Source organism: Shinella oryzae (assembly GCF_023038235.1).
Taxonomy (GTDB): Bacteria; Pseudomonadota; Alphaproteobacteria; order Rhizobiales; family Rhizobiaceae; genus Shinella; species Shinella sumterensis.
This window is the reverse complement of record NZ_CP081987.1, coordinates 2,717,968-2,732,424: the sequence shown is the minus strand read 5'-3', so window position 1 is coordinate 2,732,424 and position 14,457 is coordinate 2,717,968. Positions and strand designations below refer to the sequence as shown.

Annotated in this window: 16 protein-coding genes; 8 read left to right on the top strand and 8 right to left on the bottom strand. The window is 64.8% G+C overall.

The window, feature by feature from the left end; translation table 11 throughout:
* Positions 1-78 precede the first annotated feature (78 nt).
* Positions 79-2,691 carry a TIGR02302 family protein gene (locus K6301_RS13315; RefSeq protein ID WP_247217584.1) on the top strand — a complete coding sequence of 871 codons (2,613 nt, stop codon included), beginning with the start codon at positions 79-81 and terminating at the stop codon, positions 2,689-2,691.
* A 10-nt stretch (positions 2,692-2,701) separates the two neighbouring features.
* Here the strand turns inward: K6301_RS13315 and K6301_RS13310 are convergent, their stop codons facing one another.
* The 3 genes from K6301_RS13310 to K6301_RS13300 form a co-directional block, all read right to left on the bottom strand.
* Positions 2,702-3,061 carry a response regulator gene (locus tag K6301_RS13310; RefSeq protein WP_134649389.1) on the bottom strand — a complete coding sequence of 120 codons (360 nt, stop codon included), beginning with the start codon at positions 3,059-3,061 and terminating at the stop codon, positions 2,702-2,704.
* Positions 3,062-3,164: 103 nt separating this feature from the next.
* A complete protein-coding gene (gene hpt / locus K6301_RS13305) occupies positions 3,165-3,710 on the bottom strand; it encodes a hypoxanthine phosphoribosyltransferase (RefSeq protein WP_247217582.1) in 546 nt (181 codons plus the stop codon).
* Positions 3,711-3,756: 46 nt separating this feature from the next.
* The gene (locus K6301_RS13300; RefSeq protein WP_247217579.1) at positions 3,757-4,422 is read right to left on the bottom strand and encodes a hypothetical protein; all 666 of its coding nucleotides are present in this window, start codon (positions 4,420-4,422) and stop codon (positions 3,757-3,759) included.
* A 183-nt stretch (positions 4,423-4,605) separates the two neighbouring features.
* Between K6301_RS13300 and ftsE the strand changes: the two genes are divergently transcribed.
* The 4 genes from ftsE (at position 4,606) to K6301_RS13280 (ending at position 7,931) form a co-directional block, all read left to right on the top strand.
* Positions 4,606-5,265, top strand: coding sequence for a cell division ATP-binding protein FtsE (gene ftsE / locus K6301_RS13295; protein ID WP_134649392.1), 660 nt, complete (start codon positions 4,606-4,608; stop codon positions 5,263-5,265).
* A gap of 13 nt (positions 5,266-5,278) precedes the next feature.
* The gene (locus tag K6301_RS13290; RefSeq protein ID WP_425475344.1) at positions 5,279-6,274 is read left to right on the top strand and encodes a cell division protein FtsX; all 996 of its coding nucleotides are present in this window, start codon (positions 5,279-5,281) and stop codon (positions 6,272-6,274) included.
* Positions 6,275-6,344: 70 nt separating this feature from the next.
* Positions 6,345-7,046, top strand: a complete 702-nt coding sequence (locus tag K6301_RS13285; RefSeq protein WP_425475343.1) for a YdcF family protein — start codon at positions 6,345-6,347, stop codon at positions 7,044-7,046.
* Positions 7,047-7,121: 75 nt separating this feature from the next.
* Positions 7,122-7,931 (top strand): lysophospholipid acyltransferase family protein, encoded by an 810-nt coding sequence (locus tag K6301_RS13280; protein ID WP_247217575.1) that lies wholly within the window; start codon positions 7,122-7,124, stop codon positions 7,929-7,931.
* Here the strand turns inward: K6301_RS13280 and K6301_RS13275 are convergent.
* Entirely contained in the window at positions 7,910-8,461 is a 552-nt protein-coding gene (locus tag K6301_RS13275; protein ID WP_134649395.1) for a gamma-glutamylcyclotransferase, read from the bottom strand. The two genes, K6301_RS13280 and K6301_RS13275, sit on opposite strands and share 22 nt — an antisense overlap.
* 85 nt (positions 8,462-8,546) lie before the next feature.
* Here K6301_RS13275 and K6301_RS13270 point away from each other — a divergent pair, with 85 nt between their 5' ends.
* On the top strand, positions 8,547-9,554 hold the full coding sequence (locus tag K6301_RS13270) for a DUF2125 domain-containing protein (RefSeq protein ID WP_247217574.1): 1,008 nt from the start codon (positions 8,547-8,549) through the stop codon (positions 9,552-9,554).
* Here the strand turns inward: K6301_RS13270 and K6301_RS13265 are convergent, their stop codons facing one another.
* Together K6301_RS13265 and K6301_RS13260 are read right to left on the bottom strand one after the other, a co-directional pair.
* Entirely contained in the window at positions 9,555-10,484 is a 930-nt protein-coding gene (locus K6301_RS13265; RefSeq protein ID WP_247217572.1) for a prephenate/arogenate dehydrogenase family protein, read from the bottom strand. It abuts the gene before it with no gap.
* A 64-nt stretch (positions 10,485-10,548) separates the two neighbouring features.
* Positions 10,549-11,298: a class I SAM-dependent methyltransferase gene (locus tag K6301_RS13260; protein WP_134649398.1), complete on the bottom strand. Its 750-nt coding sequence runs from the start codon at positions 11,296-11,298 to the stop codon at positions 10,549-10,551.
* A 105-nt stretch (positions 11,299-11,403) separates the two neighbouring features.
* Here K6301_RS13260 and gloB point away from each other — a divergent pair, with 105 nt between their 5' ends.
* Positions 11,404-12,168: a hydroxyacylglutathione hydrolase gene (gene gloB / locus K6301_RS13255; RefSeq protein ID WP_247217570.1), complete on the top strand. Its 765-nt coding sequence runs from the start codon at positions 11,404-11,406 to the stop codon at positions 12,166-12,168.
* A gap of 2 nt (positions 12,169-12,170) precedes the next feature.
* Here gloB and yddG read toward each other — a convergent pair whose 3' ends face one another.
* Both yddG and K6301_RS13245 read right to left on the bottom strand, forming a co-directional pair.
* Positions 12,171-13,052, bottom strand: a complete 882-nt coding sequence (yddG, locus tag K6301_RS13250; RefSeq protein WP_247217568.1) for an aromatic amino acid exporter YddG — start codon at positions 13,050-13,052, stop codon at positions 12,171-12,173.
* Positions 13,053-13,098: 46 nt separating this feature from the next.
* Positions 13,099-13,875 carry a DUF3108 domain-containing protein gene (locus K6301_RS13245; protein ID WP_247217566.1) on the bottom strand — a complete coding sequence of 259 codons (777 nt, stop codon included), beginning with the start codon at positions 13,873-13,875 and terminating at the stop codon, positions 13,099-13,101.
* A gap of 253 nt (positions 13,876-14,128) precedes the next feature.
* On the opposite strand from K6301_RS13245, the gene rpmB reads away from it, so the two are divergent.
* Entirely contained in the window at positions 14,129-14,419 is a 291-nt protein-coding gene (gene rpmB / locus K6301_RS13240; RefSeq protein ID WP_064331573.1) for a 50S ribosomal protein L28, read from the top strand.
* The last annotated feature ends 38 nt before the right edge of the window (positions 14,420-14,457 follow it).

Here is a 14,457-nt window from a genome sequence, read left to right as displayed (position 1 = left end):
TTCGCGCGCGCCCTCGTCTTCGCCACAAAGCGTGTTATCCTCGAAGACCTGACAACAGGCGACGGCGAGCGGTGAACGATGGCAATTGAAGAGCAGCGCAAGAGGGAGGCGACTGGCAATTCGCTGGGGCGCCGGCTTGCGGGCAAGCGCCTCGCTGCCAAGATCGTGCTCTATCTCGAGGCGCTGGCGCCGCGGCTTTTGCCGCTCCTCATGCTCGCGGCGGGTTTCCTGGCGCTGACCTGGTTCGGCTATTTCCGCCACGTGCCGGCATGGCTGCACATCGCAACGCTCGCTGCCTTCGCGCTCGGCGCAATCCTCCTGCTTCTGCGGCTGCGCGGCCTTGTCTGGCCGTCGGCCGATGCCGCCGACCGCATGCTGGAAGCGCGCAATGCGCTTGCTCACCAGGCCATCCGCGTTCAGGACGACCGGCCGGCGGGGGGCGATGCCTTTGCGGACGCCTTGTGGCGCGAACACCAGGCGCGCATGGCCCGCATGGTCGGCGCCCTGCGCACCGGCGCTCCGGAGCCGGACATCGCACGCCACGACCGCCATGCGCTGCGCGCGCTGCCGGTGCTGCTCGTCGCCATCGCATTTGCCTTCTCCTATTCCAACCGCGGCGGCCTTCTGGCCGATGTCGTTTCCGTTCGCGCGCCCGTCGAGGCGGCGCCGGATGTGCGCATCGATGCCTGGGTGACGCCGCCGGCGCATACGTCGCGCGCGCCCGTTTTCCTGACCGGCAACGGGCAGGGCGAGGCGGTGACGGGCGAGGTCCGCATTCCGCAGTTCAGCGAACTGACGGTTCGCGTGACGGGCGGCAGCGGCAACGAGCAGGCGACCTACCAGGCGGCGGGCGAGACCGCCGCGACGGCCATCCGCCCCGAGGAGGCCAAGCCGAAGGATGAGACGGCGGAGGCCGAAAAAACCGAAGCCACGCCACCGGTTGCGGTCGCAGACGCCGCCAGGACCATGCATTACAGCATCCAGAAGGATGGGACGCTGACGGTCGACGGCCGCTCGTGGACGTTTACCGTCATTCCCGACAGGGTGCCGGAAATTGCCTTCGACGGCATTCCGAAGGCAACCGTCACGGCGGCGCTGGATATCAGCTTCATCGCCAAGGACGACTACGGGCTCCAGGAGGCTCATGCCGAGATCGTGCCGGTCGACCAGCCCAAGGAGGCGCGGCCGCTCTATCCGCTGCCCGAATACAGGCTCGACCTGCCGCGCCGCGCGGCGCGCGAAGCCAAGGGCACGACCAGCCGCAACCTTTCCGAACATCCCCTGGCCGGAAAGCGCGTGAAGATCACGCTCGTCGCCAAGGATGCGGCGGGGCAGGAGGGGCGCAGCCAGCCCGTGGAAATGGTGCTGCCGGCGAAGGCCTTCTTCGAGCCGCTCGCCGCCGCCGTCGCCGAGCAGCGGCAGGTCTTCGCGCTCGACGCCAACCAGTTGCCCCATGCCATCGCGCTCAATGAGGCGCTGATGATCCGGCCGGAAGAGACTATTCCGAATCCGACGCATTATCTGCTTCTGCAATCGGCCAATGCCCGCATGAAGCTCGCCCGTACGGACGACCAGCTGCGCGAAGTCGCGGATTATCTCTGGGAAATCGCGCTCGGCATCGAGGACGGCAACCTGTCGCTCGCCGACCGCCGGCTGCGCGACGCTCAAAAGGCGCTTTCGGAGGCGCTGGAGCGCAATGCGCCGGACGAGGAGGTCGCAAAGCTCATGCAGGAGCTGCGCGAGGCGATGCAGGCCTATATGCAGGAGCTCGCCCGGCAGGCCGCGAAGAACGGACAGATGCGTGAGAATGCGCAGCAGCAGGGCCAGATCCTGCGCCAGCAGGATCTCCAGCGCATGATGGACCAGATCGAGAACCTGGCGCGCTCCGGCGCTCGCGACCAGGCGCAGCAGATGCTCTCCGACCTCCAGCGCATGATGAACAACCTGCAGGCCGGCCGGCCGCAGCAAGGCCAGCAGGGTCAGCAGAACGACGCCATGCGCCAGGAGATGGACAAGCTCGGCGAACTCATGCGCAAACAGCAGCAGCTGATGGAAGAGACCTTCAAGCTCGACCAGGCGCTGCGGGACCGCCAGCAGATGGGCGACCCGATGCCGGGCGAGGACGGTGAACAGCAGCAGCAGCAGGGCGACAACGGCGCCGGGCAGCAGGAGACGGACCGGATGACGGCCGAGCAGCTGCGCGATGCGCTGAAGAAGCTGAGGGAGCAGCAGGACGCGCTCGGCAAGCAACTCGGTGAGGTCGAGCAGGCCCTGAAGGGCATGGGCCTCGATCCCGGCGAAGGTTTCGGCCAGGCCGGCCGCGAGATGAAGGGCGCCTCCGAAGCGCTGGGCCAAAGCCAGGGCGAATCGGCGGTGGGCAGCCAGGGCCGCGCGCTGGAGGCGCTGCGTCAGGGTGCGCAGAGCATGATGAGCCAGATGCAGGCGATGGGTGAGGGCCAGGGGCAGGGCATGGGCGTTCCCCAGGCCGGGCGCAACGGGCGCGACCCCCTAGGCCGTGACCGCAACGTCAATGGCCGAGGTCCGGACACCGGCGGACAGACGAAGATCCCGGAAGAGATCGACATCCAGCGGGCGCGCGAAATTCTCGATGAAATCCGCCGCCGTCTCGGCACGGGTGCCGCGCCGGGCTTCGAGCGGGATTATCTGGAGCGGCTGCTCGGCATCCGTTGAACGCGGATGATCAGGCGGCCAGCGCCTGCGCCACGGCGCGCCGGATATCCGGCAGACTGAACGGCTTGCTCACGACATCGACGATCTTCGAGGCGAGGTCGTCGGCGCGTTCGCGCTGTTCGGCATAGCCGGTCATCAGCAGGATCTTGAGGGCAGGATGCGCCGCTGACGCCTTGTGCGCCAGTTCGATACCGTCCATCACAGGCATGCGGATATCGGACAGCAGGAGGTCGAAGCCGCCTTCCGTGAGGGCGTCGAGCCCTGCGGCGCCATCGGGCGCCTCCACGGTCTCATGGCCGTCCAGCCGCAATGCGCGCGCCACGAAGAGACGCAGCGAATCCTCGTCTTCCGTGATCAGGATCTTCGCCATCATATTCCCTTTCAGTCAGTCCGGCACGACAAGACCAGACTTTCCTTGTCGATCGGTAAACGAACGACGGGGGAATTAGCGTGCGGCGTGTTTTCCGGCCGTCTTAGTCAGCGTCACCCGTGACGACACCGACGAAGGGCAATTCGCGGAAAGCGTAGGCGACGTCCATGCCGTATCCGACGACGAAATGGTCCGGGCATTCGAAGCCGACATAGTCTGCTTCCAGGTCGGTCTTGCGCTTCTCGCGCTTGTCGAGCAGCACGGCGATGGTGACGTTGCGCGCGCCGCGCTCGTACATCAGCTCCTTGGCGTAGCTCAGCGTGCGGCCGGATTCCAGGATATCGTCGATGAGCAGGATATCGCGGCCATGCACGTCGCTGTCGATGTCCTTGATGACCTTCACGCCCTGCGAGACGGTGCCCGTGCCGTAGCTCGACAGCGTGATGAACTCGACTTCGGGCGCGAGGCCGGCAGCGTGCAGCGCACGGGTAAGGTCGGCCGCAAAGATGAAGGAGCCCTTCAGAACGGCGATGACGAGGAGATCCTGCGTCGGGCCGGAGGCGATCTGCGCGGCAAGCTCTTCGTTGCGCTTGGCGATCTGCCCGGCATCATAGAGCGTTTCGATCTTCTTTCCGCGGACAATCTGCATCGCGTGGCGGCTCCCTGGATGGATATGAAGGAGCCGATTAGCACAGTCAGGTGGCCGGCGCACCCTCGCGCGCGAGGGAAACCGAGACTTTTGGTACTTTTCCGCCGCTATGCGGGATGCGCAGCGCGAAGTGCTCGGCGCCACCGGGCGCAATCGTTTCGGCATCGAGCACGATCCGGCGCGTGCCGCTGCCTTCCAGCACGACGTCGAGCGGCGGCACGGCCTTCACGCTGTTGCCCGTGTTCGCCAGACGGCCATAGACGGTGAGCACTTTCATGCCATTGCGGTCGTCCACCATCGCGGCGATATCGGTCAGGTTGAGCACATCCGCCTGCGCGGCCGGCAGGATGGCCGCCTTGAGCGCCGTCAGCCCACCGGCGAAAGCGAAGACGAAAAGGAAGGCAAGTGCAACGAGCCCGGCAAAGGCGCGGCCCGGAAGACGCTGGAGCCCGGCTTCGCAAAGGCGGGCACAGGTCGCACCCAGCCGGAACAGCGGGTGGTCCGACATCGGTCGGGCGGACGTTGCGGGCCGCCTGCGGTGATTGTCGTTCGACGTCCGGGCGGCGGCGCTGCGAATCACCACGAAATCGGCGTCCACGACGTCTGTTCTTTTGGAAAACCGCTTGGCGCGGCTTGCAGCTTTCGCGCCGGGTTCGGGCGGCAGGAGATCGACCCGGCTTTTTGCTTCACGCTTGATTTTGAAGGCGTTCATCGCCACCTCCCGTCGCCGGCTTCCCGCATGGTCCAGGCGAAAAGTCGGGCATTGAATGAAATCCTTACGAAACGTAAACCATACTGGTTAATGCTTCGGAAACCTGACCGTGAAAGAGCCGCTTTCCTGTGCGACGTCGACCGCGGTACCGCTGGGTGATCGTGTCTAGAACCGGATTGACCATTGATTCATTTCGAGAATGTCGGGCTGCGCTATGGAATGGGACCGGAGATCCTCCGTGACCTGACCTTCGATATTCCGCGCCGGTCCTTCCAGTTCCTCACCGGGCCGTCAGGTGCCGGCAAGACGACGCTTCTGCGTCTGCTCTTCCTGTCGCTTCAGCCGACGCGCGGCATCATCCGCAGCTTCGACCGGGAAATCTCGACCATTCCGCGTGACGAGCTGCCCATGCTGCGCCGGCGAATCGGTATCGTCTTCCAGGATTTTCGCCTGCTCGATCACCTGACGACCTACGAGAACGTCGCGCTGCCGCTGCGCGTGCGCGGCAAGGAAGAGATCAGCTACCGCGCCGACGTGCTGGAACTCCTGAAATGGGTCGGGCTCGGTGAGCGAATCAACGTGCTGCCGCCTGTCCTGTCGGGCGGGGAAAAGCAGCGCGCGGCGATCGCGCGCGCGCTCATCGACCGGCCGGAATTGCTTCTGGCCGACGAGCCGACCGGTAACGTCGATCCGCCGATGGCGCGGCGGCTGCTCAGCCTCTTCCTCGAACTCAACCGGCTGGGGACCGCCGTGGTGATCGCCACGCACGACCTCTCTTTGATGGATCAGGTCGAGGCGCGGCGCATGATCCTCTCGCAGGGACGGCTCGACATCTATGAGTGACTTGCAGAGAGATATGCGCGACACCGCCGAGACCGAGCAGCCGGCCCGCCGGCCGGAAATGCGCGTGCGGCCTACCGCACCCATCGTGCCGCCGTCGAACGTGTCCGGCAACGCGCTGATGCTCGTCATCGCCATCATGGCCTTTCTCGCCTGCCTCACCTTCGGCGCCGTCAGCATGGTGCGGGCGACGGCGGCGAGCTGGCAGAGCGAGATTTCCCGCGAGATCACCATTCAGATCAAGCCGGACGACAATCTCGACATGGAACAGGCGCTGAGGGATGCGCGCGACCTTGCACTGACCTTCACCGGGACACGGGACGGCACGATCGTCGACAAGGCGGCGACCGCGCGCCTTCTGCAGCCCTGGCTCGGTGACGGACTTGATATCGACGAGCTGCCGGTGCCGCGCCTCGTCATCGTCACCATCGACGAGCAGAGCCCGCCGGATTTCACCGCGATGCGGGCGGCGCTGTCGCAGAAGATCCCCCAGGCATTCCTTGACGATCACCGCACCTGGGTCGATCGCCTGGTGGCCATGGCGCGCACGACCGCCTTCATTGGCACCGGCGTTCTCGTGTTGGTCTTCTCGGCCATGGTGCTGACGGTGGTGTTTGCGACGCGCGGCGCGCTGTCCGGCAACAGGCATATCGTGGAAGTGCTGCATTTCGTGGGTGCGGAAGCGGGTTTCGTCGCATCCGAATTCCAGAAGCACTTCCTGAAGATCAGCCTCAAGGGTTCGCTCGCCGGCGGATTGCTGGCCGCCCTGTTCTTCGCCGTTGCGGGTTTCTGGCAGGGACGGGCGATCGCCACGCCCCAGAGCGACCAGGCGACCGCACTGTTCGGCAGCTTCTCCATGGGGCTCACGGGCTATCTCGGCATTGCCGGAACCATCGCTGTCATCGCGCTCCTGACCACGCTGACGGCCCGCTTCACGGTGATGCGCACGATCCATGAAATCGACCAGATCCGCTCGGATCCATCCCGTACCGATCAACTGCCCGACTCATGATACGGGCGCAGTCTACCACCGTCGTGAAACGGACTAGGGCTTGCCTTAATCCGGTTCTATGGACAGAATCATGAACATGCTGGATCAGGCAAAGGCCGGCATGCCCAACGGGCTGCTGCAGGACGGACGAAGGAGGCGCAAGGGCCCCGTGCGGCTTCTCGTGCGCGCCATTCTCGCGGTGATCCTGCTTGTCGCCATCCTGGGAAGCGCAGGTTTCCTGTATTTCGCCGAAACGGTGGCAGGGCTTGAAACGCCCGATGATCCCAAGGCCGACGCCATCGTCGTGCTGACGGGCGGCTATCAGCGCATTGACCACGCCATCGACCTTCTGAAAAAAGGCGCCGGCGGGCGCTTGCTGATTTCCGGGGCCAACCCGTCGACAAGCGGCAACCAGCTGCGCAAGCTGACCCAGAGTTCCTCGACATTGTTCGAGTGCTGCGTCGACATGGGCTACGATGCCATCGACACGGTGGGCAATGCCAACGAGGCGGCGCGCTGGATCACCGATCACCAGTTCCGGCGCGTTCTCGTCGTCACCAACAACTATCACATGCCGCGCAGCCTGCTCGAGCTGAAGGCCAGCGATCCGCAGACCGAGTTCATCGCCTATCCCGTCGTCAACACGGATCTGAAGAACGGCAACTGGTTGCGCCAGCCGGGCGTTCTCAAGGCGATGCTGTCGGAATATGTGAAATACAGCCTTGCGCAGATAAGGGCATTTGCGGGTGCGCGCAGCTGGTCGGGTCTTCGGGGCGACATCGAAGGCGGCTGACATCGATCAGGCGGGAGTTTCCCCGTCCGGCAATATCGTGTAGGGCGAAAGCATCTTCCGTTCACAGGCCGCCCGATGATCGCTTTCCGCTCCGTGCTTTTCAACGCCGTCTTCTATCTCAATCTCATCGTGCAGATGATCATCTTCACGCCGGTCTACTTCCTGCTGCCGCGCAAGAAGGCCTATTTCGTCCCCAAGTTCTGGGTGCGCAGCAACCATTGGCTTTTCAAGGTCATCGTCGGTACGACATTCGAGATCGAGGGGCTGGAGAACATTCCGGCGGGCGGCTACATCTTCGCGCCGAAGCATCAGTCCTTCTGGGACGCCTATGCCCTGCTGCCCTGGCTCAGCGACCCGTTCTACATTCTCAAGCGCGAGCTGACCTGGATCCCGCTGTTCGGCTGGTACATCAAGAAGCAGCGCATGGTGCCGGTGAACCGCGGCGCACGCGGCAAGGTGATGACCGCGGTCATGGAGCGCACCAAGGCGGAAATGAATGCCGGGCGCCAGCTGATCATCTATCCGGAAGGCACGCGCCGCCCACCGGGTGCGCCGCCGGAATACAAGTACGGCATCGCGCGGCTCTACCGTGATCTGCAGGTGCCGGTCGTGCCCGTGGTGATGCATCCGGGCCTTTTCTGGCCGCGCCGCAAGTTCATCCGCCAGCCGGGCCATTTCAAGGTACAGATCCTGCCGGCCATCGCGCCGGGCATGGATCCCGATGCGTTCCTTGCCCATCTCGTCGACGTCATGGAGACGGCCAGCGACAAGCTGCTCGTCGAGACCGTCGAGGCCAATCCGCATCTCATGCTGCCGCCGACAGCCGTCAAGCGGCTGGCGGAACTGAAGGCTGGAACGCCCGGTCAGGCGGAGATGCGCGCGTAAAGGCCTTCCGCCGTCCGACCGACATCCTCCAGCCAATGGTCGCGGATGCCCATTTCGCGCAGATGCGACAGCGTGTTGCGCACGTAATCCATATTGTGACCTGATTTACCGACCGCGGTGCTGATGGTCCGCGCCGCCTCATCGACGGAGAGCGATCCGGCAAACTGGTGATGGGCGCGGTCGCAGATATAGGTGAGCGTGGAAACGCGGCGCCCGTCGCCGAGCGTGGCAGGGAGCGTGCGCTCCTTGTAGACGTGGGTCACGAGTTCGCGCTCGCGCAGATAATCCACCACGGCATCCCGGGCCTGCGGCGCCACGCGGAACGCCACGCCGCGGCAGGACCCGCCCCGGTCGAGGCCGAGCACCAGGCCGGGTTTTTCCTCGGTGCCGCGATGGACCCAGGAGCGCACGCAGAGCGAACGGCGGAAGCCGAAAAGGTGGGCCGGTTGCCGCTCCTCGTACTCGAAACCCGGATTCCACATCAGCGATCCGTAGCCAAACACCCAGAATTCGTTCATATCCACTGTCACCGGGACCATCTCTCTAAAAGCCGCCGCAATTGCCGGCTTTGACGCGCATTCGGACACGTCGCGTCCGCTACCATTGGAGAACAGTATGGCATCGTCAAGCCGCGCCGACACATCCGGGGTTACGCGCAAGCTGATCCTGCTCGCCGTTGCCATCGTCATCGCTGTCGCGCTCTATACGGGCGGATGGTTTTATGCCGCAAGCCAATTGAAAGAGCGTTTGGCACAGGAGCTTGCCGCGTCGCAACAGGGCATGCATGCGGCGTCCTGCACGGACCTGTCGGTACGGGGCTATCCGTTCCGTATCGGCGTCTTCTGTGATTCGGTCGGCCTCGACGACCGTCCCGCGGGGCTTTCGGCCAGCTTCGGCGCGCTGCGTTCGGCGGCCCAGGTCTACCGGCCGGGGCATGGGATCATCGAACTCGACGGGCCCGCGCAGGTCCGTGTGACGCCCGATCTCGCCTTTGACGCCAATTGGGACCTGATGCGCGCAAGCGTCGTCGCCTGGACGACCGGCCTCGACCGAGCCTCCATCGCCTATGACGGCCTGAAGGGTCGGCTGAACGCGCCGTCACAGGGTGTTTCCGTGGGCGTGTCGGTGACGCATGGCGAAAAACACGTGCGGCAGTCGGGCGATGCGCTCGATGTCGCGGCGTCGCTGGACGGGCTTTCGCTCGATCTCGGCAACAAGACGCTTCCGCCGTTCAACATGGCCGTCGACATGACCATCGCCAATGCCGCCAGTTGGCTTTCGAAGGAAGGTCCGCCGGCCGGAGTGCCGCTCGGGACGACTGCGGAGCTTCGTGCCCTGACATTCGATCTCGGCGAGGGCCGCACGATGACGCTTTCGGGGCCGGTTTCCATCGGGGATGACGGTTACGTCTCCGGCACGGTCGATCTCACCATCGAGGGCATCGACCTGTGGCGTGACCGGATCTCCGAGACGTTTCCGGAAGCGGCCAAGACAGTGCAGCGTGTGGCGAGCGGGCTGCGTGCTCTGTCGGGCGGGCAGGACCGGGCCGTGGTCAAGCTCAACGTGCAGCAGGGCACCGTCTATCTCGGGCCGTTCGCCGTCGCGGAAATTCCGCCGCTCTGATCAGGCCTTCTCGTCGGGAACCGGGCGTCCGAAGTTCGGTGCCGACGTATCCTGGCCCGCGTCGATGATCGAGCGGCGGATGGCGCGGGTGCGGGTGAAGAGATCGAAGAGCTTCTCTCCGTCGCCCCAGCGGATGGCGCGCTGCAGATAGGCCAGGTCCTCCGAGAAACGGGCGAGCATTTCGAGGATCGCATCCTTGTTGTGCAGGCACACGTCGCGCCACATGGTGGGGTCGGAAGCGGCAAGGCGCGTGAAATCGCGAAAGCCTGATGCGGAATATTTGATGACCTCCGATTCCGTGACCGTCTCCAGGTCATCGGCGGTGCCCACGATATTGTAGGCGATGATGTGCGGCAGGTGCGACACGATGGCGAGCACCTTGTCGTGGTGCTCCATGTCCATCTCGTCCACCTTCGAGCCGAGCGCCTCCCAGAAGGCGGCGAGCTTGCGCTTGGCCTCCTTGTCGGTGCCATGCACGGGGGTGAGGATGCACCAGCGGCCCTGGAACAGCTCGGCAAAGCCGGCATCGGGACCGGAATGCTCCGTACCTGCCAGCGGGTGGCCGGGAATGAAATGCACGCCCTTTGGGATATGCGGCAACATCTGCGCCACGACGGAGGCCTTGGTGGAGCCGACATCGGTGACGATGGCGCCCGGCTTCAGGTGCGGTGCGATCGCCTCGGCGACCTTGCCGGATGCGCCGACGGGAACCGAGACGATGACGAGATCGGCATCCTCGACGGCCTCGCCGGCGTCGAGCACGTAGTCGGTGCCGAGGTCAAGCGCCCGGGCGCGGTCCAGCGTCTCCTGACTGCGGCTGGAGATGACGACGGACTTGGCGAGGCCCTTGAGCTTGACGGCGCGAGCGATGGACGAGCCGATGAGGCCGATGCCGATCAGTGCGATCTTGTCGAAATGTCCGTCCGTCATGGTGTCTCGCCCTTTAGCTCTTTCCCGCCCGCTCTAACGGGCAGGCCCGCTTTTGTCGAGAGGATCAGCGCGGCAAGCGATCGCGTGTCGTCGGCACGCCTTGGGGTGCGAGAACGGGAACGAAGACGCGGCGCGATGCGCGGGCGGCGACCGGCAGGCCCTGGTAAAGCCGCTTCTGGGCCTCCACCACGATGACGCCGGAAAACATCGGCCACAGCATGCGGCCCACCCGCTCGAAGGCGCCGCGCAGCTTCTGCACGCTGCGCAGCTTGGACGGCGGGAAGAACAGCGCTTCTGCGGATGCGCCGGGGGTGAAATTGGTTTCGCGCAGAAGCGCCGTCAGCTGGCCGCGCGAATAGGGGCGCCCGGAGCCGAAAGGCGTGTGCTCCATGCGGGCCCACACGCCACGCCGGTTGGGCACCACGATGACGAGCCGTCCGCCGGGCGACAGGACGCGCCACAGCTCCTTCATGGTCTCGCGGGGGTTTTCGGCGAATTCCAGCGAATGCACCATCAGGATCCGGTCGACGGAGGAATCCGGCAGGGGCAGCTCCTCGTCGAAGACGAGCGCGGTGGCCGACATCTCTCCCGCGGGCCAGTTCACGGCACCCTGGCCGGCAGGCATGAAGGCGAAGGTGCGTTCGGTATCGGCACGGAACCGGTCGAGATAGGGCACGGCATAGCCGAGGCCGACCAGTCGCTCGTCCGGCAGGCGCGCCCAGAGCGAGGCGAGCGCCATGGAAATGGAATGGTCGGCGAGGCGGCCAAGCGACGAATGGTAGAACTCACGGAGGTCGACGATATCTGCATGCATGGCAAGGATGTTAGCGATGGTCCGGTAGACTTCAAGGGCGATTGTCTTACATTCGCCTCGACCGACGCCGCGTGAATGACCCCGTGAATGAAAAGGACTGCGCCAATGACCCCGCTCGAAATCGAACTCTTCGCCTGCCGCAGCGACAATTTCGGCGTGCTGCTGCACGATCCGGCGACGGGGGAAACGGCAAGCATCGATGCGCCGGAGGAGCAGGCGATCCTCGATGCGCTGGCCCGGCGCGGCTGGACGCTGAGCCACATCTTCACGACCCATCATCACCAGGATCATGTGGAGGCGAACGCGGCGCTCAAGGCGCGTTTCGGCGTAACGATCATCGGCCCGGCGCATGAAGCCATACCGGGCCTCGATCGCAAGGTGGATGGCGGCGACAGCTTCACCTTTGCCGGCCGGCCGGTCGACGTCATCCTGACGCCCGGCCACACGCTCGGGCATATCTGCTTCCACCTTCCGCAGGACAAGCTGCTGTTTGCGGCCGATACGCTCTTTGCGCTCGGCTGCGGCCGGCTCTTCGAGGGAACGCCGGCGCAGATGTGGGATTCGCTCTCCAAGCTCGCCGCGCTGCCGGATGAAACGGTGGTCTATTTCGGTCACGAATACACGCTGTCCAATGCGCGTTTTGCCCTGACGGTCGATCCTGACAATGCCGCCTTGCGGGCCAGAGCCGAAGAGATCGAGGCCCTGCGGGCGAGGGGGGCCTTCACGGCGCCGACGACGATTGGCCTGGAGAAGGCGACGAACCCCTTCCTGCGCGCTTCCGATCCCGCCATCCGGCAGCATCTCGGCATGAAGACAGCGAGCGACGCGGAGGTCTTCGCCGAAATCCGCGCGCGCAAGGACCGGTTCTGAGATCAGGCCGGGCTGGCGGCTGCCTTGCGGAAGATCATGTCCTTGGCGGCGAGCATCGCGCCGCCTGTCACCAGCAGGCAGGCTATGCCGATGCCGAGCGATGGTTCGGCAAAGCCGGACAGGATGAGCACCAGCGTGGAGAGAAGCGGCGCGCTGTAGCTCGCCGCGCCGAGGATCTGGATATCGCCGTTCTTCACGCTGAAATCCCAGGCATAGAAGGCGGCACCCACGGGCAGCAGGCCGAGGCCGGCGACGGCCAGCCATTCGGACCCGCTCTGCGGCCAGACCGTCGTTTCGAGTGCCAGATGGCACAACAGGGAGAGCATGGAGGTCGCGATGCAGAAGCCGGTCACCACATCGGTCGAGACCGCCTCGAAACGGCGGGTGGCGAGCGAATAGCCCGCCCAGGTGAAGGCGCAGAGGAAGGCGGCGCCGTAGCCGACGAGATAGGCGCTGTCGAAGGAAACGCCGTTGCGCCCGACGATGAGCGCCGTGCCGCCCAGCCCGAGCAGCGTACCGAGGATATGGTTCCACTTCAGCCGCTCGCTCGGCAGCAGCGCGGAGCCGGTGACGATGAGGAGCGGCCAGAGATAGGCGATCAGGCTTGCCTCGACGGCCGGCGCGTTGCGCAGGGCGGTGAAATAGAGGAAATGATAGCCGAACAGGCCGAGGATGCCCGTGATCCACACCTTCGCCGGCTGCCTGAGCAGGCGCATGCGCTCCGGCCGGACCAGCAGGACGACGATGCCGGGCAGGCTGCCGATCAGGAAGCAGATCGCCGAAAGCTGGAAAGGCGGCATCGTGCCGGATGCGGCGGTGAACAGCGCCAGCAGCGCCCACATCAGGATCGCGGTGAAGCCGATCAGGGTTGCGCGCGTCTTCAAGGCCGATGTCTCCGGTCTGCCGAGCGGGGCGCGGCCGACCGAAGGCTCAATCGCCGAAGCGCGTGGCCGATACGGTGACGGGACCGAGCTTGGTCGGGATCTTCACATAAACGGGAGCATATACATTCGCCGCCTCGGCCTTGGCAAACCAGATTTCCATCGTGCTTAGCCGGCGCAGATACTCCACGTCCTCGCGGCCTTTCCTGTAGCCGGATTTCGGGATGAAGCGAATGCCGCAGACCGTGACCTCACCCGCGAAGCCCTTGGTGGTATAGGACCGGGTGCCCTTGGAGGTCAGACGCAGGTCGAGACGCGATTCGCCGTCGAAGATCGGCAGGGTCTTGGGGCAAATGCGGTTGCCTGCGGGAATGATGAGCCCGGAAATCGGATCGAGCACGGAACGCATGTCGGCGGTGGAAACCGGCACCCAGTTGTCCGGCTTCTTGCGCGGGGGCACCATGCTGGCATTGACGACATTGCCGTTGCGGAAGGTGACGTCGATGGCCCGGCCGCGCTTTCCGCTCTGGTAGTTCACCGAATAGGACGTGGCACGCAGCCTGTCGCGGCTGACGATGCCCGAGACCGTGGTCGTGCCCTTCGTCCTGGCAAAGATATCGGCCAGACCGGCGGAGCTCATGCTGCCGGAAATGGAATAGCGCCGTCCGTCGAAGGCGGAACGGAAGCTCGCCGTCGCCACCGGAAGGCCGGAAAGGCGGATGCTGTACTCCGTGCGATGCAGGATTTCTTCCGCCGAAACGGGTGCCGCGCCCGCCATCAAGGCAAGCGACGCGGCCGTACCGGCAATCCAACCCTGCTTGTTCATCTGGCGCTCCCGTTCAAACGCTTCGCCTAGCCCGCCATTGCGGCGATTATACGCCGTGTAGACTTTCAGCGTGTTCTGCTATTCCCGCGAATCGGGTGGCTTGGCAACTGATTTCCAGCCTGTGCGCAGGTTTGGCTTGACGTCGCCGGTCAGTGTGACTATAGAACCGCAACTTTCCAAAAAGGCCAGACGGACTGCGGCCGGTTTCGCTGCCGGAAACGTGTTGTCCTGAACAAGAACAAATAGGTGTACCATGTCCCGTAGTTGCGAATTGACCGGCAAGGGCGTCCAGTCGGGCAACAATGTGAGCCACGCAAACAATAAGACGAAGCGCAAGTTCCTGCCGAACCTGTGCAATGTCACGCTGATTTCCGACGCCCTCGGCCAGCGTTTCCGTCTTCGCGTTTCGGCTGCTGCCCTGCGCTCCGTCGAGCACCGCGGTGGCCTCGATGCCTTCCTTCTGAAGGCTGAAGAGAACGAACTGTCGATGCGCGCTCGTCTGCTGCGCCGCCAGATCGCCAAGAAGACCGCTGCTGCTGCCTGATTTCAGGCACTGAGCCAATGCATTCTCATTGAGGCTTG